The sequence below is a fragment of the Marinicrinis lubricantis genome, assembly GCF_042658665.1.
Classification (GTDB): Bacteria; Bacillota; Bacilli; order Paenibacillales; family KCTC-33676; genus Marinicrinis; species Marinicrinis lubricantis.
Map to the genome: position 1 here is coordinate 29798 of NZ_JBHSQV010000169.1, position 24542 is coordinate 54339.

Below are 24542 nucleotides of genomic sequence, written 5' to 3' on the forward strand. Positions count from 1 at the left end.
ACCGATGGAGACGATGCAAACCGAGCAGCATATCCAAAATTTTTTGAAGGATCGTATTTGTGAATTGCTGGAACGCCCAGAATTATCAGACGATTTGATGCTAGACACTCAACTGTCCGAGGTTGGAATGGATTCTGTCATGCTTGTTAATCTAATGGTACATATTGAACAGCATTATCAAATTTTTTATGAGGACGACGAATTGTTGGAAGAGAACTTTGCTACGATTCAGGTGATTTCTGACAAGATCCAAGAAAAGCTGGGCTTGGGAGATTGATTGTTGTGCAGCAAATTCATTGCCTGCTGAATTGTTTTGCGCATTGCATAACTCCAAAGGCGGATGCGCGGCCGCTCTTTTTCGGCGCGTGGGATACCCCTTTTGCGGTAGAAGAGGATCGGTTAACGTATTTCTCTACTCTGATCACGAATGAAGCCTATGTCTCGATGTTTGAACGGCTCTATGCCCAACAATTAGAAGCGTGGTATGACTATCAATTAAGCAAACAGGACAATTACATTCGACTGAAGCAATATATAGACGCTGTCAAACCGGGTAAGCATCTATTCGTTCAGCTGGATTTATATTATTTGCGATATGAGACACGAAGCTTCGGACAGGTTCATCAGCCGCATTTTGTGATTGTCCTTCATGAACAGGATGGCAGATGGTTGATCCACGATCCTTATTTAAGCTGGGAAGGCTTCTTGACAGAGGAAGAGATGTACAGCGCATTTTGTGAGAATGCCTTGGGCGGAGGATTTGTTCTAGATACAACGAAGCTCCTTTCGCCACTGAAGAGCGCAGTTTCCGAGCATTTTGAAAAAGAGTTCGTCTTTGAACGCAATCCGCTGGCTTTTGAAACCAAGAAGATGGTTCGTCGTTTCATGGATGAGTCCAATGGGGATCGAAAAGCGCAGCTTGCCAAAGCATTCGCGCAGGTGGGCATTATTGCCAAGCGGAAATGGAGCTACATGCTAGCATTTGATTATTTCGGGGAAACCGTGAATCAGAGTCATGAGCCGGGTGCTGAGCACGTAGAGAAGCTGGTGAAAGGATGGAATGCATTCGGATATTTGGCGATTCGTGCATCGATGGGTGTTACTTCACTAAATGAACTGCTCCAAAAGGCAGAACAGCTCGATGTTCAGGAGCGCCAGCTCAAAGATAAGCTGTGGACCTTATACCAGCGATGGAAGGAGACGCAATCGTCTTGAAAAAGGTGCGGATTGGATATGTCGGCGGCCATTCGCCAAAGGTGAATGAGCGGGTAATTGATGACATGTGGACCCGTTACTTAGGGGAATATGCGGAAATGGTTAAAATTCCCCCTTTGTCATTCATGAAATTGTTCGGAGGTTCGATCGAAAAGTGGAAGAAACGCTTCCCTGACAATGTATCGGAGCTCGGAGAAGGCTTGCAGTCTCTCTGCTTGAAATATGATATTCAGGCATTTTATCTGAATCTTCCCTTCGTCATTCCTTATTTGTTGATGGCCAGAAATGCGAAGGGCATCAATCTCACCATGCTCTATATTGCCCACTCTGTGGCGACGCCGTTTTGGCTGAAGCAGTGGCTGGCGATCGCCCCGTTTGTATCGGAGAAGGATGTGCTGCTTCACAGCACGGTATCCTGCAAAAGGGCGCTGATGCGAATTTCACCGCGATTTGGATGTGCCGTGCATGTGCCGCTGTGCCTGGATGTAAGGGAAACGATCCCGAACACAGGGAGTACACAGCGGAATATCCTATCGATTAGCCGTATTGAAGATGTGAAGAATATCGACTTTCTTCTGGCCTGTTTCTCGGACATTCGCGAGCAGATTCCGGACGCTAAATTAGTGATCGCCGGGGAGTTTACCGGGACAAAACAGCAAATCGAAAGGTATAAAGGGAGATTAGAAGAGCAGATGCAGCGTTACGGATTGCACAATGCCGTGGAATGGATTGGGCCTGTCGTGGGGGAACGCAAACAAAATTTATTTGCCGAGTCGAGCATGCTGGTGAATTTTTCAACAGATCCTGGGGAAACGTTCGGATTTAATTTGCTGGAGGCGAAAGCAGCAGGGCTTCCTGTCGTATGCACGAGGTGGAATGGATTTCAGGAGATTGTGGCTGAAGGAGAAGATGGTTTGTTCGTCGATTGCAGCTGGACATCGGATACCCCCGACATTGATCGGGAGCACGCGGTCAAGCAATGTGTCAGACTGCTGACTGAATCCGAATTGCACCTAAAGCTTTCCCAAGGAGCCCTGTTGAGAGCGCAGGCTTACGATTACCAATCGATTATGCCGCGGATTGTCGATTACGTGTCTTTGGCGAAAGGCATCCAGTTGAATGCCTTCAGCAGAGAAGGAAGAGAGCGCGTATTCCGTATGGCCCGCACTCCTATAGAAGAGATGCAGGACACTTACTTGCTGGACCGTCTGAACAGGCTGGAATGGCTGAACGAAACGCCGTTCACCGTATTATCGGTTTCAGAGAAAGAACCGTTATCGGAATGGATGAACAAGGTCAAGCCGATCATTCATCATTTTGCAGGGGAGGCAGGGATTCATGCACAGCATTAAATTGTTTTTGCGATTAGTGCCACATGTGAATATTCGCTGGAAACTAACCTCGCTGGCTTATGTGTCTACCTTTATACAGCTTGCGGCCATGATGGGTCAGCCTCTCATTTTTGCTTATTTAATTGATCATGTACTCATCGATCAAAAGACGGAAATGATCGCGACGCTCTTGTTTTTATCCTTGGGATTAGCGCTGACCGCAGTGGTCTTTTCATTGATTCGCTCAGGGATTTTCAGATACCTCGGCATCATGCATACATTGGATATTCGGGAAGTGCTGATACAGCATATACGCAAAATTCCGATTCCCGAAATTGAAAAGAACGGTGCGGGCAAATTTATGGCACTGCTTGGATACGATACGGGGACGATGGGCAATTACGTCAACCATGTCATTGTTGAACTCGTTTCGCAGCTGTTTATGATGCTGCTCGCCTTTGGGGTATTGTTTTCGATGGATTGGAAGCTTGGTCTGCTTGCGGCTGCCGGACTGCCAATATTGTTTTGGCTGCCGCGCATTGTCAAAAAGCAGCTGACTCAGCATATCGATCATGTGCGCACACATAATGAGGAGATCGGTACCCATTTACTGGAATGCATTGACGGTTCGCGGGAAATTCGGGTATACGGACTTGAACAGTGGGAACGCGAGCGCAATCAAAAAATGTATAAAGGACTTGTGAGCTCCAGTACGAAGGAAACGTTATTTCGAGTGCTGTCGCATCAGTCCAGCAGTTTCGTGATCAGCTTGATTATCGTTGCAGTCTACTGGGTAGGAAGTCATCAAGTGCTGGATGAAACGCTGACGATCGGTCTATTGGTTGCTTCGGTAACTTATTTACAGAATGCATTAAATCCGGTACAGGCCATAAATAATTTTTATGCTGAGCTGCAAAGATCGGAGGTTGCACTGCAAAGAATTGAATCTTTTCTTCATACACCGCCTGAAGATTTGGCTGCTCGTAACGAGCAGGGTCGCGCCCAAGACGAGGATGACCCCATCTATGCCCAGCATCTGGTTTCTGCAGCGTCTGTGAACGAAGATACAGAAGCGTCTGTAGATGTCGAACGTTTGCAGGTTTCGTACGATGGTGTCCAAATATTGAAGGACGTGGACTTGACGGTGAAACGAAATCAAACGGCTGCCTTTGTCGGGCGCAGCGGCTCCGGGAAAACTACATTATTCAGAACCCTTACCGGCTTTATGCCGATCACCTCTGGAATAGTGAAGATCCATTCCCGTACGCTCCAAGAACTGAACAGACAGGAGCTGAATACGAAAATAGGCGTTGTGTTTCAGGAGTCTTATATTTTCAAGGGTACCATTGCCGAAAATATTAGGCTAGGCGATCTTAAGGCTTCTGATGAACAAGTATATGAGGCAGCCTGCAAGGCGAATTTAAAAGAGCTGTTGGAACAGCTTCCTGACGGCATTCATACGGTCGTGGACAATAAAGGCTTTCAATTATCAGGCGGACAGCGCCAGCGAATTGCGATTGCTAGAGTATTCCTGAAGAAGCCGGACATCCTCATCCTAGATGAACCGACATCGGCGTTAGACCGTCTGACGGAGAACGAAGTGATGGTCGCCCTAAAGGAACTGATGAGAAATAAAACTACACTGATTTCAACACATCGTCTCAATACGATTATTCATGCCGATACCATTTTTGTGATGGAACAAGGCAAAATTGTCGATCAAGGCACGCACTCGGAACTGTTAGAGCGAAGTGGGTTGTATAGAGCATTGGTCGCCGACATGGATAAGCAGGAGAATCCACAGGAACAGCTTGAATCCATTCCGGTTGCGGCAGGTGTGGAGCATGAATGAGCTGAATCGTTTTTTTCGTGAATATGCTCGCACAGACAGAGGTGTATTGGAAACTATACGTGGAAACACCCGCTACATTTCCTATGCGAAGCTTTCCGAATCTGCGTTGGAATTAGCGGCATCATGGGACCGGCTGAAGATGAGGGATCGATTTATCGCGGTACTATGGATGGAACAGTCTATAGAGTGCATGCGATCGGTGATGGCAGTTGTGTTCTCTGGCGGAATTCCAGTACCGATGCATCCATTTTCCTCTTATGAGGATATTGCACGTATTGCGGACGAAACGGAAGCGGAGATGGTGATTGTACCGAAGGACAAGTTTCTCGCAGCACAGCAGTCTAGGCATCATCCTAGCGGAATAGGCCGTGCCTGCATCATTGAATGCCATTCTGGGGAAGTGCTGATCGCTCCGCCACAGGCTGGGGCTATAAGAAAATATACACCGCCGCAAGAAACCGCCGTTATCTTTATGTCTTCAGGATCGACAGGGACACCGAAAGGGATTATGCTGAGCGATCGAAATGTGCTGTCAAATGTAGACTCCATACAGAGCTATGTGGACCTGAAGCGCGATGACCAAGTGCTGCTGTTCAAGTCGCTCGGTTATTGTTCGTCCATTACCGGAGAGTGGCTTACTGCTCTATTCGCCGGATGCAATCTGCAGCTCACTGAATCGTTCATGCATCCTTTCGAGATGCTTCGATTTATCAAGGAACACGAAACGACGTTTATGTGTACCGTTCCTTCCGTCCTGATGCCTCTCGTCAAATCAGACAAATGGGGGGAGGAAGACTTCGCCTCTCTACGCAGGATGACGATTGTAGGGGGGCCAATGCCAAGTGAAGGACTGCTTCAATTAAGCGACAGATTGCCCTTTGTTGAGCTAATGCCTTCGTACGGGCTGACGGAAGCTTCGCCTAGAGTAGCTTATCTGCCTGGCTCAGAGCTGAGAAACCGGCCGAATTCCGTAGGTATTCCGGTAAAGGACGTAGATATACGCATCGTCCGAGGAGAACAAGAGCTTCCGGCCGGAGAATCAGGAGAGATCATTGTTCGCGGCCCCAATGTAATGCTTGGCTACTACAATAATCCGGAAGGCAGTGCCCAGAAATTGGATGCGCTTGGCCTGCATACGTCGGATATCGGCTATCTCGACAGCGAAGGCTTTTTGTATGTTACAGGTCGGAAGGACAACGCGATCAATATCGGGGGACATACGATTTATCCGGAAATGACAGAGCGAGTTTTACACGATTTTGCGGGTGTAAAAGAAGCTGCGGTGACAGGAATTCCGGATGAGGTATGGGGAGAGAAGATGGTGGCGTTCATCGCTTTTCAGGACCCGTCCGCTTCTCTGGATGAATTGATTCGCTATATTAAGCTGCATCTGCAGCCCCTTTTTAGACCGAGAGAATATATTCTCGTAGAAAGGGAGCAGCTGCCCAAAACGGCGGTGGGCAAATTAAACCGAGCTGCGCTTAGAAGCATGGCAAAGGAGTGGGAAAATGGAAAGTAAAAGTCATGGGCACATAGAAGAAGCGGTGATCTCTATTATTGCGCAATGCTGTAAAAAGGAAGTTTCTGAGATTCAACTGAACCATTCATTGGCGAACGACCTGGACGTGGACTCCATTCAATTCCTTGAACTTCTTTCCGCCATAGAGGAACGGTTCGGCTTTGAGATGGAAGTGGATGATCTGCACCCTGAGAAGTTCAGGTCTGTCCAATCTGTCATTCACTTCGTAGCCGGGAAGATGGCAGCATGAAGCCGACCGTTGATATAGAACGTAAGCTGCGCCAGTTCATGGCATCGCTGAGCGATTATCCTTATTATCAGGCACTCGGAGATATTCAGCAATGGTCGGAGCTGCCCGTGACGGATAAGGCATTAATCAATGAAAAGAGAGAGCTGTTCGAGCTGCCCTATTCGGGGAAAGTCTATGAATCTTTTACATCTGGAACGACAGGGATCCCTTTTCGTTGTGTAAAGACAGCGGAAGAACGCTGGCGTCTAGCGATGGCATTATATCGTCATCGGAAAAAGTGGGGACTGCCTCCCAAGCATCATATGCTATTGATGAGTAATCGCAGCCTGTCTGAACCGCATCACCTGGATCATTACGTGAATCAGCTTCAGCAGCAGCACTTTCATATGATTCAAGGCAGGGCTTCGGCACTTGTATCGCTTGCTCAGCACATATCTCAAATGAATGCCGTAATACCGGGTTCATTATTATTCGTTCAGAACTGGGGTGAACCGGTGCACGCTTCTCAAAAGCAAGAAATCGAACGCGTTTTCCGTGTACCGCTGGTCGATTATTACGGCTTGGAAGAAATATGGTGCATTGCATTTTCCAATAGAGCGGGTCAGCTGGAAATCGATGAGGATTCTGTATTTGTGGAAGTGTTGGAGCCGGGTACGAACAAGCCTGCAGCGGATGGGATTTACGGTGAAATCGTCGTCACTTCTTTTCTGATGAGAAGTATTCCGTATGTAAGATATCGGACAGGAGATATCGGACGCACGAGGCGTAATGAATTCGGTGCGCGAATCCTTGAACTGTTTCCGATAAGGAATGAGCAGATTAAGCTGCCAGGCCGCGAAGTTCATTCTTCTATTTTTCGATATTTGGACAAGTTTTTTTACGAGCTGGCACAAAATGAGCAAATCAAACAGTTTCAAGTGGTTCAGGAATCTTACACCGGGTTTCGCCTGCTTGTTGCAGGGAATATATCGGAAGAACACAGCTTGAGGACCCATCTGGAGAAGTTTTTGCGGCAGAGCTTAAATGCAGAAGTGAATCTGACCATTGAAAGAAAGGAGCAGATTCCTCTTTCGCCGAATGGGAAGCTGCAATCCTTTGTCAGTCTTGTAAAAGAAAACGCCTAGAGATGAGGTGAAGGAATGGAACAGCCGAATCAAACCGTCGTTAAACTGGCGGCGATGGAGTGTGCCGCCTCTTGTTTATTGACGCTGCTGCGGATGAAGCAAGTCAGCTCTCGGTATTTTTTAATGAATTATTGGAGCTTGAACTACAGCTCTGGCCTCTTGATGTCAGGGAAAAATATAAGGCTGTATCAGCTCGACTATCTCTATGGCATTCAATCTGAATTAAAAAAAGGGACAGTGGATGAACTTGCTTGTTTCATCCGTGAAGGCGCTTCGGTGCTTCTCATGTGCCGTGCGGCGGATATGGACTATTTCCCTAGGGAGCTGCTGACGCACGAGGCTAACGGAATTCAGCATTTTGCATTGATTTACGGATGTGACGCTTCCGGAAGTCCGTTTCTGGCAGCCGATCCTACCGCGGATTTTATCGGCACGTTGACAAGAGAACAGTTAAGCCGCACGCGAATGCAGAAAGACGGTCTGTTATATTACTATACGCTGGTTCCTCCGAAGCAATTTTTATTACCTGATCCGAAGGATGCCTTTCGATTTACAATGAAGCAAAATTTGCAGCTGTATACGAAAGGGGACCACAATTTCGGATACCGGGCAGTGGAGCGGTTCTCCGCCGATTTGATGGAGTCCATTAATTGGAGTAAAGAGCGCAGGAATGAGTGGATTTATCAGAACAACATTACCATTTCATCCATCATCAAAACAAGAAGTGCGGTATGGAACAGCATTTGCGAACTGCAGCTGCTCAGCGCTTCTCAATTGGAGGAAGGGAAATCAGCGGTAGATATGCTAATGAAGCTGTGGACGACGGTGAACTTTCTTTTGATCAAATACAAGAAAAACTGTACCGACACGGCGCTTCTCCGTCAATTAGCGGATAAATTAACGGAAGTCGGGCAGAAGGAAATGCAATTTCTACGGCAGATGGAACAGATGGGAAGTGAGCTGATATGAGATATAGTTTATGCACCATCTCCTTTCGACACGAGTTAGTTTCTTTTGAGCATCTGATTGAATATGCCCATCGGACAGGTTTTTCCGGTATCGAGCTATGGGGCGTTCACGCGAGAGCATTGGTCCATACGTTCCATTCGCAGATTGAACCGTGGATGGTCAAGCTCAAGTCGTACGGTATGCAGATTCCAATGATTAGTGATTACGTCGGGCTTCTGGATAACCTTCAGCCATCCTCCGCTATACAAATGAAGCTCAAGGAATGGATCGAATTGGCGTGTCGATTCGAAACGAGCCACATTCGTATTTTTGCGGGTCATATGGGGAGCTCCCAGGTGGATGATGAGCAGTGGGAATTGTGTATCGATCGGCTCAGGAAGCTTTCAGAGGAGCTTTCGGAGAACGGATTGACGCTTGTTCTGGAGACGCACCCAAATACCCTCGCGGATACGTTGGATTCAACGCTGCGAATTTTGAGAGAAGTCGATCATCCGGCATTAAGGATCAATCTCGATTTTCTGCATATTTGGGAGGGGGGATCGGATCCGATCGAAGCCTATCAGGCTTTAAAACCTTGGGTTTCTCATTTTCATATGAAAAACGTAACGAATCCCGAACAATTGTCCATATTTCATCCCCATAACGTGTATTCCCCCAGCGGGCCGAGGGAGGGGATGGTCCCGCTAAAGGAAGGAATTGTGGACTTCGAACGAATCGTCGCGTATTTATCAGACGACGATGTGGATAGCTGTGCTTCTCTGGAATGGTTTGGCAAGGAGCCTTTTCAATATTTAAGCGGTGAGATGGAATGGCTCCGCAATGTATCCAATCGACCAACTCGGTATGAGGTGAGCGGATGAAGACGGATCGTTTTATTAGCGGCTTGCTTGGCATCGATCGTCCCAAACTATGGTATTCCAACATCAATTGGGAGCAGAAAAGCAATATCGGTGTACGGCTTCCTCAATTTCAAAATGCGACGACGGATTCTCTAATGAATCAGATGCATATTCATCAAATTTATCTGGCCGATTCACAGGATGAGGTGATCGTTCAGGAGAGCCCTGAGCCCGAGTTTCTAAGTTATTTGGAAGAGCGGGGGATTCACATCCCCAAATTGCTTATTGGTCATCCTGATGAATTCGCCGGCAGATTGAAAGGAACCTATACCATTCCTTATTTAATGGATACACAGCAATCGGAGTTTATAAGCTCGAACGGAGGCTTGAGGATCGGCCCGCCCCCGGAGCTGGCTTTAAAGCTCAATAATAAAATCTATACCCGATTGTTTTGCGAAAAGAATTCGATACCTGTTAGCGACGGCATTGTATGCACGCGATATGATCAGCTGGAAGAGGCTTTTCGAAAGCTGCAGGAGATGACGTATGCAGAACGTTATGTATTGAAAACGGCCTACGGCTCCTCGGGGAAAAATTTGTTTCATATTCGAAGCCGGAAGGAATTCGATTTTATTCTTACTTATTTGTCTAGACAGCGCCATTTGGAAGATTTCATGGTATCGATCGAACGCTGGCATGAAGTGGAGTACAACTTGAATGCGCAGCTGCTGCTGTGGGACGGGGAATGCCATGTGCTGGCGGTTACAGAGCAGGACAATAATGATGTAGGGGTCTATAGAGGCAGTGATTTGAATCCTCCCATTCCTAAGCACGTTATGGAGCACTATTTGCAAGAGTTGAAGTGGCTGGGACAGCTTTTGCTGCAGGAAGGTTATGAGGGATTTATGGGAGTGGATTCGATGATGGACAAGCAAGGAAGATTAATTCCAGTCATCGAAATCAATGCGAGACTCACGATGGTCACTTATACGTTATCAATTCGGAAGAAATTGCTTGCAGACGGTTTCCCTCATATCTGTGTTCAGTTTTTTGACGTGAAGTCATCGCGGCGGAAGGAATTTTCCGTACTGAGAAAGCAGGTTGAAATGATCACGGCATCGGATTCCGGGGGTTCTCTGATCTATGGTTTTCATGAGGTGTTCGAGCCGAAGCAGCAGATGTATGTATACCGAATCTTTATGATGTTCTGGGAAAAAGACAGGCATCAGCTGGAGACGATGGTTCAGCGCACCGAGCAAATCATGAATCCTAAAACATTGACGGAGATGAGGTGACTCTTTTTGGAAACGAACATTCGAGAGGCGGATACGATTTCCGAAGCGCTGAAGCGCTTCGGTACCCCTTTGTTTCTGTTCAGCGAAAAACAATTGGAAGAGGACTACGTCAGGATCCGAAGTGCCCTGCCGCAACAAGTCGGGCTGTATTATTCGATGAAAGCGAACCCGAATCCTTATATTTGCAAAGCGATTCATCGGTTGGGGTCTCCGATCGAGGTGGCTTCCATTGGAGAGTATCACCGAGCGGTTTCGATCGGGGTGCCGGCTGATCAGATCGTGTTTACCGGACCGGGGAAGAGCAGGGAAGAAATTCGTGCCTGCATCGACGGCGATGTATTTTGTATCAATGCCGAATCCGTCCAGGAGCTGACGGTCATTCAAGAAGAGGCTGCCCGATTGAAAAAGAAGGTACAGGTTACGCTTCGAATCAATCTGAAGACAACACGGCAAGGATCAAGGATGGCGTCAGTCGGCATTCCCACGCAATTCGGCATCGACGAGGAGCAGCTGGAGGATGCTGTGAAATATGCGCTAGGACATACCCAGCTCAAGCTGATTGGACTGCATACATATCAGGGGACGCAAAATTTCCATTTGGATTATTACAAGGAAAGCATTCCGGGAATGTTTGCATGGATTCGAAAACTAAAGGACATATATGCTATCCCTTTAACAACAGTGGGTCTAGGCGGGGGATTTGGGGTGCCTTATTTCAGGGGAGATGATCCGTTTCCTATTGATGAATTTGGAAAGCTCTTGTCCGAAGAAATATTGAAGAACGAGGATTTGCAATTAAAGCATATTTTCGTGGAGTCCGGCCGATATATCACCTCACGCATGGGCAGTTATGTCACACAGGTGCTGTACACGAAGCAGTCGCATGGGAAGAAATTTGTGATTGTCGATGGGGGCACGCATCATCGCGCATTCAGCTCAGTGATGGGCCGAAGCTTCAAGGCGCCACTGCCGATCCGTTATATGCTCCATGATCGCAAGGATGAAATGCTGGAAGAACCTGCAGAAGCAAGAGATGGATTTATTCAGACAAATATCGTTGGCAAACTTTGCACACCTACCGATGTGATTCAAAGCTCCGTGCTGCTGCCGGGGAATATGACGATGGGGGATACGATTGTGTTTCCCAATTCTGGAGCTTACGGTTTAAGCTGCGGGAATATGCATTTTTTATCTCATACGCTGCCTAAGGAATTGTGGGTTGCACAAAGCGGTGAACTGCATGATATTAGCTGGCTATAAATGTGTGTACGGATCTGAAACGGCCATTCAAAAGGAGGGATTCGGGTGAATATTTTGGCACTTGGTGGTTCGAGCCATGATTTTTCCGCATGTTTGATGACGGATGGAAGGTTTGCTGCTGCGATTGAAGAGGAGCGAATTACGAGAATCAAGCATTCCCTGGATTTGGATGTGAAGTCATCGGGAAATCAAGCTGTGCCATATGTTCTGCAAGGCCAAGGACTATCACTTTCAGAAATAGATCTTGTCATAGGCAATGATATTATCGATCGAAATTATTACAAGCCATACCGGGATCAAATGGTACTCATGAATCATCATCTGGCCCATGCTTCCAGCGCTTATTATCCGTCCCCGTTCGAAGAAGCGGCCATCCTCGTCGTCGATGGTGCAGGCAGTGCGATAGGTGGACTCAATGAGACAACAACGTATTACTATGCCAAGGGAACGGAAATTCAAGAACTCTTAAAAATTACGGGGAAAATGGAATGGAATCAGGTGCTGTCACCTGTGGAAAACTCGATGGGCTATTTTTACGATATTTTAAGCAACGGCATCGGGTTTCACAAGCTGACGAATGGAAAGACAATGGGATTAGCACCTTACGGCTCAACAAAGTATATCAAAGAATTCGAACGTTTCTATACGATGGATGATGAAGGGAGGTTTGTCCAGACCAAAACACATATTCAAGAAATGAAAAGATTTATTCGTCACACCGTCGGGGTGATCCGAGATGAAGAAGAACGTTTTCACGCCAAGGCGGATATCGCCTATGCCGGACAATATCATTTGGAAAGAGCGATGATCAAGGCGTGCCGGTATTTGCATGCGAGGACGAGGTCTCGTCATTTATGTCTAGCGGGCGGTGTAGCGCTGAACAGTGTAGCGAACTATAAAATTTTGGAGGAGACTCCATTCGAGCGTATTTTCGTACAGCCGGCTGCCGGAGATGCCGGAACGGCGATTGGAAGCGCGTATTACGGATATCACGTCACGATGAAACAGCCGAGGGAAGACCTATCGGTTCCATTCTCTCCTTACTTAGGGAAGGCATATACCGAGGAGGACTATGAGCAGGCACTGCAGCAATTTGCTGAACATATCATCGTGGAAGTTCCGGACGATCTGTACGGCTCGGTGGCCAGCATTTTGGATCAGGGAGAGATTATCGGATGGTTTCAAGACCGCTCCGAAATCGGTCCGCGAGCGCTTGGAAACCGTAGCATTTTGGCTGATGCCAGAAGGAAGGATATGAAGGATTCAATCAACTCCCGGATCAAGCATAGGGAGGCGTTCAGACCGTTCGCACCGATTGTGTTGGAAGAAGAGCAAACGGCATACTTTTCGATGGAGCACCCATCCTACTATATGCTGTTGGTCCCTTATATTTTGGAAGGAAAGCGAAGCGAGGTTCCTTCGATTACGCACGCAGACGGTACGGGGAGAGTTCAGACGGTGTCTAAGCACATCAATCCGAAACTGCATCGGCTGCTGTCTTCCTTTCAAAGCTTGACGGGAACACCGATCCTATTAAATACCTCATTCAACGATAATGGGGAACCGATTGTCGAAACACCAGTGGATGCCATACGCTGTTTTCTCAATATTGATCTTGATGGGCTCGTATTGGACAGGTATCTAATCCGTAAGAAGAAACGATGACTGCATTGAAAAGCTTCAGATGAACCGCGGTCACTCTTCCTTTATAGTACTTCGGTAGAAGTTTTTCTAATATGATATATAGACATTGCATAACTGAATTTTTGGAGGGAAATCAAATGAAAGCAGTAGCAGCTAGAGATGGAAAAGCAGCCGTAATTGAAGCAGATGCACCGGAATTAAAAGAAGGACATGTCCTGATACGAACCGAATTTTCCGGAATTAGTCCGGGGACAGAGATGTCTATCATTCGCGCTTCCGCTGGGAAGAGCGTCATGATGGGTTATAGTGCAGTCGGCTGGATCGAGGAGCTGGGTGAAGGAGTAACCGAATACGAAATCGGACAGCGTGTCGCTTGCTATGGCTCCCCTTTTGTAAAGCATGCGGAGAAGTTAGCCGTTCCGACGAATCTGATTGCTTCTGTACCCGAGCATGTAACTTCGCAGGAAGCCGCGTTCGCTGGTTTGGGCGCTATTGCGATTCACGCCTTGCGCATCGCGGATTTGAAATTCGGAGAATCGGTGCTTGTCGTGGGATTAGGGATTTTGGGCAACTTAGTGGCGCAGATCGCTTCGGCAGCCGCCTACCGAACAGTAGGTCTGGATGTAAGCAGCGAGCGTGTGGAACTGCTGAAGCAGCAAGGGCTGCCGCATGTTTTTGACCGTACCGAAGACTTAGAACAGCAGCTTGAGGCTTTAACGGATGGGCACGGCTTCGATTCGATTATTTTATGTGCAGGCGGTTCCGGCGAGGAATTAATCAACAATTCGTTCGAATGGCTGCGAGACCGAGGAAGTGTTGTCATCGTCGGCAATTTGACAATGGAATTTTCTCGGGCGGCGATGTTCAAGAAGGAAGCCCGCGTATTGATCTCCCGAGCAGGCGGACCGGGTCGATATGACAAACAGTATGAGAAGGAAAATCGCGATTACCCGGTTGGTTATGTGCGTTGGACTGAAGGAAGAAATGTCGGAGAATATGTTCGGCTGTTATCTGAGAGAAGGATTTCAGTACTTCCTCTCATAACGGATCAGTTCAAGCTGGACGAAGCGCACCATGCCTACGAAAAATACGAGTCGGACAGCAAAATCCTTGCTTCATTAATACAGTACTAAATGACATACAACACGGAATAGGAGTGAATGCATTGACTAAGCAACTGCAAGCAGATATCGTCATCATCGGAGGCAGCACAGGGGGCTGTTCCGCCGCTTTGGCGGCAGCTAAAGCGGGTAAGACGGTCATTATGACCGAGCAGTCCGAATGGATTGGAGGTCAATTGACAAGCCAAGCGGTACCGCCGGATGAGCATCCTTGGATCGAACAGTTCGGCTGTACGGCTAGTTACCGTTCTTTTCGAAACAAAGTTCGAAACTATTATTTGAACCATTTCCCTGTTCAAGCCGGCTCTCGAAGTGCACTCGAATTTAATCCGGGAAGCGCCATCGTGAGCAAAATTTCACATGAGCCGCGCACGGCTTTAGCGGTTCTGTATGAAATGCTCGCACCCTATATCCATAGCGGGAGACTAAACATATTATTAAAATACAAGCCGGTACAAGCAGAAATGGACCGCGATGATATTGCGGCGGTACATGTCCAGCATACGGAATCGAATGAGACGATTGTATTGACCGCACCTTATTTCCTGGATGCGACGGATGAGGGCGATTTGCTGCCGTTAGCTGGCGTAGAATACGTGACGGGATCCGAATCCGTCTCCCAGACCGGTGAACCGAGCGCACTGCCGGGAGCTCCCAATCCGATGGATATGCAGGCGATAACTTGGTGTTTTGCAATGGATCATGTGGAAGGAGAAGATTTCACCATCTCTAAACCGGAGCAGTATGACTTCTGGAGAGGGTATCGAGCCGATTTTTGGCCGGACCAGCAGCTGAGCTGGATGGGGCTCATCCCGCATACGCTAGAGCCAATTCGCTACAGTCTGTTTCCAGATGGAAAATCCTTTTCACTGTGGAAATACCGCCGAGTGATCGATCGCTCTCATTTTGCAGAAGGTACATTTGAAAGTGATATCACGATGGTTAACTGGCCGCAAAACGATTACTGGCTGGGTCCGATCATTGACGTAAGCGCAGAAGAAAGGGAGAAGCATCTAGAGAATGCGAGACAGCTAAGTTTGTCCCTGATGTATTGGATGCAGACAGAAGCCCCTCGTCCTGATGGGAAAGCGGGCTATCCTGGACTTCGCTTGCGGTATGATGTAACGGGCACGACGCATGGACTTGCGATGATGCCGTATATTCGGGAATCAAGAAGAATTCAGGCGGAGTATACGGTTGTGGAACAGGATTTAAGCCCGAGCTGCCGCCCGGATGGGCGCCCTGTAGATTACTATGATTCCGTAGGAATTGGCTGCTATCGGATTGATCTTCATCCAAGCACGGGGCTGCGCACGTATGTAGATGTTTCAAGCTTGCCATTCCAGATTCCATTAGGAAGCCTCATCCCGATTCGGGTGAACAATTTGCTGGCGGCATGTAAGAATATCGGTACGACTCATATTACGAATGGCTGCTATCGTCTTCACCCTGTGGAATGGAATATTGGAGAGGCTGCTGGATATTTAGCCGCTTATTGCGTCGATCAGAAGCTTACGCCTCGTCAAGTTCGCGGAAATCAAATGCAGCTAGAGGCTTACCAGAATCTGCTTACACAAGAGGGAATCGAGCTGAAGTGGCCGCAAATCCACGCGGTTTAAGCGGCAGTGTACGATCTGGAAGAACCGGACAATGAGGCGCTTCCGATAGAAATGCAGTCGACATCATGATGCTTAGGATGTGCTATTGAATAAAGAATAGGATGGATCGTATGAAGATTTGTATTCAGGGCGGAAATGTCGTAACTGAAACGGGAGTGCTGAATAATCAACAAGTGCTTCTAGAAGAAGGAAAGATTACGGCAATCGGGCCGCCTGACACCTATTTTGACCAAGTGGTGGATGCATCCGGCTGCTACGTCCTGCCCGGTTTTATTGACCTGCATGTGCATGGCGGAGGCGGTGCGGATGTCAGTGATGGAACGAAGGAAGCAATCCAGCAGGTGTGCCGCTTTCACGCTGCTCACGGAACAACAGGTATGCTGCTGACGACAAGGACGATGCCGAAGGATGAGGTCTCAGACGTACTGCGGACTATGGCAAGCTGCATTCATAGTCCGGATCCACAGGGCTCATTGCCGATGGGGATTCACTTGGAAGGGCCTTTCATCCATGAGGATTACAAAGGCGCTCAAAATGCAGATCATATGATTGCTCCCGACGTATCATTGATGGAGCACTGGATGGAGTTGTCCGAGCAATCCATCCGTCTCGTTACCTTAGCACCGGAGAAGACGGGAGCGGATCAATTGATACGTTGGCTTACCAGCCGCGGAATCATTGCTTCAGCCGGGCATTGCGGTCCTGACTATGATACCATGCTGAAAGCAATCGAATACGGTGTAAGCCATATCACCCACTGCTTCAACGGAATGTCCGGTTTCTCCCATAGAAACCCAGGTATGCTGGCCGCTGCACTTATGGATGAACGAGTGAGCGCTGAGCTCATCATGGATACGATTCACGTTCATCCCGCTGCCGGAAAGCTGCTGCTGTACAATAAAGGACTGCAGAATACTTTGCTCGTGACGGATGCGATACGGGCCGCGGGCTTACCGGATGGTGAGTATCGTTCAGCCGGAGGCAGGCAGATCTACGTTGAAGACGGGGCGGCCAGACTTCCATCGGGTCAATTGGCCGGCAGCACCTTAACGATGAATAAGGCCGTAGCCCATGCTGTTCAGCATATGGGAGTATCCGTGCAAGAAGCTTCTATAATGGCCAGTTTGATACCGGCAAGAAAGCTTGGCTTAAGCGATCGCAAAGGGTCGATTATGGTCGGGAAAGATGCTGATGTCGTCATTGCAGATTCGGATTTCAACGTGAGGATGACCATACGGAACGGTCGGGTAATTTATCGTTCAATCGCCTGAATATCGCGTCAGTAAGTTAAGCTTTTGCATGCCATCGTTTGCTCTATATTCGACCAGAAGAATTTTAGACGGTCACGTATGGCACTCAAGTCTGACGTACTTAGATTCAAATCGCTGTGCAGACGAAAGGTGTGCGTGATATGACGGTACATGTGATAACGAGCAGGCGCGGATAACTCAGGACGTACGGTTTGTTCCGAAATACGTTGGTTTGCGGGTATGCTGAGTGTATGCTGACGAATGACGGATTGGCCTTCCTCTGATATCAAGTAATCGACGAACGCTCTAGCTGCATCCAAACGATCCGATTGAGCACTTACGGCAGCTCCTGTAGCTAACAGCAGGGTGCTGTCGTTTTTATATGCAGGGAGCGGAGCGATATCATATTCAAAAGGAACATTCTGTAGATGGTTTAACCCAAAATAGGTCGTCATCATCATCGATATTTTTTGTTCTATAAACAAGGCATCCGTATCTTCGTCTTTCTCTGAGATGTAGAAGGGGAAACCCTGATTGTATATCAAATCCCTGCATAGACTTAAGCCGTCATAGGCATGTGAATCAGCACATAATTCACCGTTTTCGTTTCGATGAAACGAAGCCTCCGATTGCAGCAAGAAGATAGGCCAACGATTATCCGACATGAGATGAAAATAGAAACCAAAGTGGTTGGAATTGTCTTTAATTCGCATTAATAGTTCGGACAGCTTATGCCAAGTCCAGCCGCGGTCCGGTTCGGGTAGACCGAGCTGACGAAAGTGGTCTTTGTTGTAGCATAAGATCACAGGTGAAAATACAAACGGCTCAGCGTAGATATCACCCTTATGTTCAAACGCTCGGTTCAAGGTTGAAAAGGTTTGCGGATGGATCTGCAGCGGTGTGAATAGATCCAGCTGGTCATTCTCCTTGTATTTCAAGTAATCGGAATGACTCAGCGTCACTACATCAATCATTTGGTGCTGAACATATTGGGAGGTCGTTTTATAATAATCCTCGAAAGGCAGCTCAATTCCCTGCACACGAATATTCGGGTATCGTTGTTGAAACTGCTCGATCATTTGGTCCATGGCAGCGTCTGTATTCAAGGACGCATAATATCCAACACGAATAGTGTTCACAGAAGAAGTGCTGGCTGCAGGGCCGATGATTTGGTTTCCTACACGCGGGATTTTGCGTATCAGATTGTCTGCTACAAGCTGCTCTAAGCCAGTACGCACCGATTTTTTGCTGAGTCTGAATATTTCACCCAGTCGGTTTTCGGAAGGAAGGTAGTCCCCGCTTTGAAGCTCTCCGCTTTCGATTTGTGTCCGCAATGTATGGATCATTTCCTGAAGACGTGCACGGAACGTTGTCCGGCTTGGTTTATTCATTCCGATTCTCCTCTTTCATTCGTTCACAAGTATAGTTTTAGTATACATATTCTTACAGCTGACTGGCTATACATATTTGGAAATCTACCGTTTGCGTTTTTTCGCAGCAAGCTTGTGTGTCGGTAGAATATGAAAAAATATAGAAACATAAAAGGTTTCATCACTCGGCTTGTTTAAGAATAATCTATCGCATGATCGGATTCTATACCGCTGAAGATTGGTTAGGACGCACCTTGGCAGAAAGGTCCGATATTGTGATAGAAAATCATCAAGTGCGGAAATTGATCCGTTTACGTTCATTTCATCTTATTTTTACAATGAATACAGGTTGAAAAACAAAGTGAATAAGGAGGCATGTGCATTTGATGAGCCATGTTGTGAAGTATTGATCACTAACCTGAACCTCACGTACGACCACTCCAACGAAACCCGCTGTATGATTCATGTTCACACCACTTAGACAACTCACAATGGTATGAATTGACTTTACGTTCTCATCATGCTTGCAAATTGAATACAGTTCACTTCTTTTACTTGGCGGTTACCCACACGTAATCACTGGATATTTAGGGATAAACCATTGAAAATGGCATGTCTGCACGGATTCGAACCAAAAAACGGGGAGGAAAGCGAATGGGTTTAATGCGCAGAAGTAAACGTTTCTGTATATGGCTTATGATGCTGAGTATTGTCATCACACTGATTCCAACCGGAATGAAAGCGAAGGCGTCGAGTGCAGAACCAATTCCTGTCACACTGATCAATGCTGGATTTGAAGAAAGCGAGAATGGAATACCCGCAGGATGGTCCTATTGGAAATCGGGGAATCTTTCGGGGATGAGCGTAAGCGACACCGTTTACGCAGAAGGAAGCTCGAGCCTGAAACTCGATGTGAGAGAGGCTTCAACCCTCGGAGTTGAAAGCACCCCGTTCGCTGTTCTTGGTGGTGAAACCTACAGTGTAACGGCAAGTGTATACGTGGAACAGATTAATCGTGAAAGCTCGTCCGCAGGCGTGAATTTGTGGATGCGTTTTTTCGCGGCAGACGGCTCTCACTTGAGTGATCTGAGAACGAAGGTGAAAGCTTCCGAGGTTGCTGAGGGAGAATGGTTCCAGGTAACAGCAACCGGTCCGGCACCTGAAGAAGCGGTAAATGCGATCGTCTTTCCTTATGTGGATCGGTATACCGATTTTATCGGCTATTATGATGATACACGAGTAGATCGCTGGGCGGAGCAGACGGGCTTGCAAAATCCTGATTTTGAACAATCGTCTGCAGACGGCAGGATACCAGGATGGAGCCTGTATCCTGATCCGCTAAGAGAAGGGACGGCGATAACACTAACCGAAGATATAGCAGCATCGGGGGCGAAGAGCGTTCGTTTCGACGATCAAAACAGCGGCGCATCGATGGGGCTGCGAAGCGTGAATCTGGACGTCACACCGGGTCAATCTTATGCGGCGACTGTTCGTACTTACATAGAAACAGGTGCTTCAGGATTATATATTAAGTTTTATAATGATGCCGGCACTGAGGTGGGTTCCTCGTCCCAAGGCGTATCTGATCCGAAAGGACAGTGGGTGGAGCTGCGTACGGAAGCGATAGCACCTGAAACAGCGGTTCGGGCGCAAGTGTGGCTCTATTCGGGAGGCGCTACGGTGGGTACCGTATATTTTGATGATGTCCGTTTTGAGGAGCTGCAAGTGTTGGAGCTGCCTTATGAATATGCGAAGCCCGTATCTCTCGGGGATGCAACCGTCGTGGCCAAAACGCAAGGCGGCGCTGTAGGCAATGGCGAAATTTATTTCGGAGCGAGCGGCTCCCCGGCTGCGTTCTTTGCCATCGACGCGCTCACGGGCGAAGTGAATTTTAGGCAAGAGCTGCCTAACCATGATGTGGTGTGGGCTGTTACGATCGGTTCCGATAACAACGTATATATCGGAGGGACGCAAACCGGCATTTTGTTCCGTTATTTGCCGCAGGAGAAGAAGCTGGAAAACTTAGGCGTCAATCCTTCGAATCGATGGATTTGGGATTTGGACGCATCGAGTGACGGCAAAATTTATGGGTCGACTTATCCGGATTCCAAAGCCTTCGTTTATGATATCGAAACGGATACCTTCACCGATATGGGAACGATTCATCCGGGACAGGATTATGTACGAGGCAGCGGTGTAACGGATCAATATTTTTATGCCGGCATCGGTACAACTGCGTATTTGTATCGGTTTGATCGGGAGACGGGGGAAAAGTCGGAAATTCCGCTGCCGATTACTGGAACCTCCACATCCGTATCTAATATTTGGTCGCATGGTGGTAAGTTGTTCATTGCATATGGTACGTCGCTGCTGGTCATCGACGAGCAGACCTATGAAGTGCGGAAGCAGTTAGACTGGCAGGATCCAAATACGTTCGACGGTCAGATCTCTGCGCCGTCTCCTCACGATTCCAATCTGATCTATTTCCGCAACAAGAATACCTCTCAGCTCTGGACTTATCACTTGGAGACGGATGAGATTTCGTTGGCTGAACCGGAGCTGTATTTGCCGAATGTCTCTTTGAAGGCCATGAATTGGGTGGAGCTGACAGAAGGGGAGAAGGCGGGTCGTCATGTGCTTGTGATGCTGAGTGCAGAAATTGACCAAATGATCTATGATCCGGTAGAGCATACGCTGGACGTCATTCGACCTGACGTATTGAAAAGCGGTATTGACATTCAATCGCTGGAAACGGGTCCGGACGGAAATCTATATATGGGCGGATACCAAGGTGCGATGAGCGTGTACGATACCTCAAAAGGGGAATTTGTGCTTCAGGAGAAAGAACCTCACCAAATCGAGGGAATCGGCTTCTTGAACGGAAAGGTGTATTTCGGAATATACGGCGGTGCTGTCATATCCGAGTTTGATCCGACAAAGCCGTTTGAGATGGGGGCGAACCCGCGCACGGTCTATGATATTCAGGACGATCAAAGCCGTCCGTTCACCTTTACATCGGGCGAAGGAAAGCTGTTCGTGGGTACGGTGGCCGATTATGGCTATTTGGGAGGCGCCCTGACCATATATGATCAAGCCGCCGATACATGGTCCGTTCATCAGAACGTAGTCCAAAACCAGAGCGTGATTGGATTAGCCTATGATCAAGGAAAAGTGTACGGCGGTACTTCGATTTGGGGCGGACTCGGCATTGACCCGAGCGAGACTGAAGCGAAGCTGTTCGAATGGGATGTCGCAGCGGCATCGAAGACCGCTGAGTTTGTGCCGGAGGTGCCCGGATTTGTATCGCCGCAAATGATCGGTGAGCTCAGTATAGGTCCGGATGGCAACCTGTGGGGAATCATGTGGGGAACCACCAAAGATGCAAGCAGTGGTTTTGCATTATTCGCCCTCGATCTGGAGACGAAAGAAGTAGTGAAGAGCAAGGTGCTGACAACAGGTGAACGCGCGAGCTCCTGGCGGCCGTTCTTCATGCGCTGGGGAGATGACGGACTGCTGTATACGACGATCGGCCGTCAGCTGATCGCGTTCGACCCCGAAACACTCGCCTCCAAACAGCTCGTTAATGAATATGTGCATTTGATGACCTTAGGAGAGGACGGAAGCATCTATTATGCCCAAGGAGCAGAGTTAATGCGTATTCCGGTGCGTATGGAAGGTGCATCGCTCTCGGCTGGACATAGAGTGCTGGAGACAGGGCAGGAAACGGATCTAGACATCACATTGCAGTTTGTGAACGGGAAAACAGGTCATGCGGACGGGCATCATATCGCTTATCAAATCAGTGATCCATCCGTCGTAGAGATTGTGGATGGCAAGCTGATCGCGTTGAAGGAGGGAGCGGCCTCCATCACGGCTACGGTAACGCAGGACACCGTTCAAAAAACGACCAATACGGTGATGATTACTGTAGATGACAGGTCGCCGGGGGAATTGCAGCTTCACGCACCAACATCGGTGCTCCGAGGCAGCACTTTCGAAGCGGTGCTGCAGGTTGCAGGTGCAAATCAACTGTACGCTGCGGACGCTGTCATTCATTACGATCCGAATATGCTGGAGCTCGTATCTGATCCGGCCTCCTCCACATTCCGAGACCATTACTTCACTTACGATATTAGTACACCCGGTGTCATTCGCATGATAGCTTCGGCGGTGGGGGATCATGCCTTTGACGGCAGCGTCGAAGTCGCCGCCTTGAGCTTTAAAGCAGCGGATGAGATCAGCGCAACGATGCTGCGTCTGGACGCAGCTTCAGAGCTCGCTGGCGCAGATGCCGACACGTCCGGCAAAACGTATCCGCTTGGGCACGACGTAAAATTGGTAATCCAGATCACGAACATTGCCGAGGATGTCGACCAGAACGGAATTGTAAATCTGGTGGATCTCATTGCTGTTGCAAAGAAGGTGGGTCAGCCTGTGACGGAAGAGAATCGCAGGTTCGATGTGAACGGTGACGGGTTCATTGATATTATGGATGTATCACTGGTTGCGCATTATTTGCTGGGTCATTCATGAGTGCAGCCTGCTTCAGGCACAATAAGATTTATCGGCCTTTATCCTGAAAAGGATAAAGGCTTCTTTTTTTTCTTTGGGCAGCATGGGGATGATTTAAACTTGACAACTCGTTACAATCTCTTTTAACTACTAAGAAAGAAATGGTTTGCAATTTACGTAGACGAACAAAAGGAAGGAGGCATCTGATTGTACATTATTAAGAAGGTATGGAAAAAAATCAAACATGTTTCGAATGCCTGGTTGTTTATCGCCACCTTATTTTTAGTTTTTTTCAGTTCCATCATCATGAAATATATTGAACCTGAAACGTTCCCGGATTTCTTTACCGGACTGTGGTGGGTCATGACGACACTGACGACAGTCGGTTATGGTGATCTTTCCCCCGTGACGATAGCTGGGAGATTGTATGCCATGTTCCTGTTTTTAACCGGTATCGGATTGATCGGGGTTGTGATTGGCAAAGTAATCGATGCTTTCAGCAACTTTACTAAGCGGAGGGAGGAAGGAAGAGTGGCCTACAAAGGTGAAGGACATATGATCATGATTGGTTGGAATCGCAAGACGAAATTTGCGTTGGAGGAGGTTCGGCATTCCGAATTTACTAAGGATATTGTTATCGTGGATCAGCTGCCAGCATCCCCGGTTTCCGGTGAAGGTATTTATTATATACAGGGGGATCCGGCGAGTGAAGAAACACTGATGCAGGCCAATGTGAGTGCTGCGAGATCTGTCATTCTATTTGCCGATCCGCACATCGAGGATATTTCTTTAGTAGACGGGAAGAGCTTGTTGATTGTTTCGACGATCGAGCGAATTGCTCCGAATGTACATACCACGGTGGAAATTATGCTGGAGCAGCATATCAGCAACTTTAAATACGTCCATGTCAATCACTTTCTTGTTTCCAGCGAGATGGTGTCCCGTCTTGCTGTTCGTTCCGCATTGGCGGAAAGTCATGGGGATATTGTCAAGCAGCTGATTCAGAGAGAGCATGGAGATAATTTATATGAAATCAAGCCAAAAGCAGAATGGCATACTTACCGAGACGCATTTACAGCGCTGCTGGAAAAAGGAGCAACCTTGATCGCCGATCGCGGATATTTAGGCATCAACCGGAAGCTGGAACTTTCGCTTCCACGCGATGCGAAGCTTCAAATTGTTTGTGATAAAAAAGTATATCAGGAGCTTATAAACAAATAAAAGGAATGTGCCTCCGACAACATAATTGAGAGCGTAAAATATCTTGTGTAAATAGATAAATAGCAAAAAGGAAGACCTTTCTTGTAGAATTAAGTCACCACAACCAACTCACAAGAAAGAGGTCTTCCCTATGAATCATTTTACATCAGAT

The 24542-nt window shown here is 47.8% G+C and carries 18 protein-coding genes; 17 read left to right on the plus strand and 1 reads right to left on the minus strand.

From position 1 onward, the window contains the following. Positions 1 to 4: 4 nt before the first annotated feature. The 15 genes from ACFPXP_RS15040 to nagA all read left to right on the plus strand — a co-directional run bounded on the left by ACFPXP_RS15040 (position 5) and on the right by nagA (position 17309). Positions 5 to 277 (plus strand): acyl carrier protein, encoded by a 273-nt coding sequence (locus tag ACFPXP_RS15040; RefSeq protein WP_379895133.1) that lies wholly within the window; start codon positions 5 to 7, stop codon positions 275 to 277. 5 nt (positions 278 to 282) lie between these two features. After that, positions 283 to 1215, plus strand: a complete 933-nt coding sequence (locus ACFPXP_RS15045; protein WP_379895134.1) for a DUF6005 family protein — start codon at positions 283 to 285, stop codon at positions 1213 to 1215. A gap of 5 nt (positions 1216 to 1220) precedes the next feature. Then, on the plus strand, positions 1221 to 2567 hold the full coding sequence (locus tag ACFPXP_RS15050) for a glycosyltransferase family 4 protein (RefSeq protein ID WP_379895157.1): 1347 nt from the start codon (positions 1221 to 1223) through the stop codon (positions 2565 to 2567). Further along, complete coding sequence (locus ACFPXP_RS15055) at positions 2554 to 4398, plus strand: ABC transporter ATP-binding protein (RefSeq protein WP_379895136.1); 1845 nt, start codon at positions 2554 to 2556, stop codon at positions 4396 to 4398. Before ACFPXP_RS15050 ends, ACFPXP_RS15055 begins: the two co-directional genes overlap by 14 nt. Then, positions 4391 to 5917, plus strand: coding sequence for a class I adenylate-forming enzyme family protein (locus tag ACFPXP_RS15060; RefSeq protein WP_379895138.1), 1527 nt, complete (start codon positions 4391 to 4393; stop codon positions 5915 to 5917). The genes ACFPXP_RS15055 and ACFPXP_RS15060 overlap by 8 nt, the downstream gene beginning before the upstream one ends. After that, a complete protein-coding gene (locus ACFPXP_RS15065; RefSeq protein WP_379895139.1) occupies positions 5907 to 6167 on the plus strand; it encodes an acyl carrier protein in 261 nt (86 codons plus the stop codon). The genes ACFPXP_RS15060 and ACFPXP_RS15065 overlap by 11 nt, the downstream gene beginning before the upstream one ends. Further along, positions 6164 to 7291, plus strand: a complete 1128-nt coding sequence (locus tag ACFPXP_RS15070; protein WP_379895140.1) for a hypothetical protein — start codon at positions 6164 to 6166, stop codon at positions 7289 to 7291. The genes ACFPXP_RS15065 and ACFPXP_RS15070 overlap by 4 nt, the downstream gene beginning before the upstream one ends. 15 nt (positions 7292 to 7306) lie before the next feature. Next, entirely contained in the window at positions 7307 to 8260 is a 954-nt protein-coding gene (locus ACFPXP_RS15075; protein WP_379895141.1) for a hypothetical protein, read from the plus strand. Further along, on the plus strand, positions 8257 to 9120 hold the full coding sequence (locus ACFPXP_RS15080; protein ID WP_379895142.1) for a sugar phosphate isomerase/epimerase family protein: 864 nt from the start codon (positions 8257 to 8259) through the stop codon (positions 9118 to 9120). The genes ACFPXP_RS15075 and ACFPXP_RS15080 overlap by 4 nt, the downstream gene beginning before the upstream one ends. After that, positions 9117 to 10394 carry an ATP-grasp domain-containing protein gene (locus tag ACFPXP_RS15085; RefSeq protein ID WP_379895143.1) on the plus strand — a complete coding sequence of 426 codons (1278 nt, stop codon included), beginning with the start codon at positions 9117 to 9119 and terminating at the stop codon, positions 10392 to 10394. The genes ACFPXP_RS15080 and ACFPXP_RS15085 overlap by 4 nt, the downstream gene beginning before the upstream one ends. Positions 10395 to 10400: 6 nt before the next feature. Continuing rightward, a complete protein-coding gene (locus tag ACFPXP_RS15090) occupies positions 10401 to 11654 on the plus strand; it encodes a hypothetical protein (RefSeq protein WP_379895144.1) in 1254 nt (417 codons plus the stop codon). A gap of 45 nt (positions 11655 to 11699) precedes the next feature. After that, positions 11700 to 13319, plus strand: coding sequence for a carbamoyltransferase family protein (locus tag ACFPXP_RS15095; protein ID WP_379895146.1), 1620 nt, complete (start codon positions 11700 to 11702; stop codon positions 13317 to 13319). A gap of 116 nt (positions 13320 to 13435) precedes the next feature. Then, on the plus strand, positions 13436 to 14431 hold the full coding sequence (locus tag ACFPXP_RS15100) for a zinc-dependent alcohol dehydrogenase (protein ID WP_379895148.1): 996 nt from the start codon (positions 13436 to 13438) through the stop codon (positions 14429 to 14431). Between the two features lie 32 nt (positions 14432 to 14463). After that, positions 14464 to 16038: an FAD-dependent oxidoreductase gene (locus ACFPXP_RS15105; RefSeq protein ID WP_379895149.1), complete on the plus strand. Its 1575-nt coding sequence runs from the start codon at positions 14464 to 14466 to the stop codon at positions 16036 to 16038. Positions 16039 to 16148: 110 nt separating this feature from the next. Then, a complete protein-coding gene (gene nagA / locus ACFPXP_RS15110; RefSeq protein WP_379895150.1) occupies positions 16149 to 17309 on the plus strand; it encodes an N-acetylglucosamine-6-phosphate deacetylase in 1161 nt (386 codons plus the stop codon). Positions 17310 to 17317: 8 nt separating this feature from the next. On the opposite strand, the gene ACFPXP_RS15115 is transcribed toward nagA, so the two are convergent. Beyond that, positions 17318 to 18679 carry an extracellular solute-binding protein gene (locus ACFPXP_RS15115; protein ID WP_379895151.1) on the minus strand — a complete coding sequence of 454 codons (1362 nt, stop codon included), beginning with the start codon at positions 18677 to 18679 and terminating at the stop codon, positions 17318 to 17320. A 633-nt stretch (positions 18680 to 19312) separates the two neighbouring features. Here ACFPXP_RS15115 and ACFPXP_RS15120 point away from each other — a divergent pair. Next, positions 19313 to 23191, plus strand: a complete 3879-nt coding sequence (locus ACFPXP_RS15120; protein WP_379895152.1) for a cohesin domain-containing protein — start codon at positions 19313 to 19315, stop codon at positions 23189 to 23191. 186 nt (positions 23192 to 23377) lie between these two features. Continuing rightward, positions 23378 to 24391 carry a potassium channel family protein gene (locus ACFPXP_RS15125; protein WP_379895153.1) on the plus strand — a complete coding sequence of 338 codons (1014 nt, stop codon included), beginning with the start codon at positions 23378 to 23380 and terminating at the stop codon, positions 24389 to 24391. Positions 24392 to 24542: the final 151 nt, after the last annotated feature.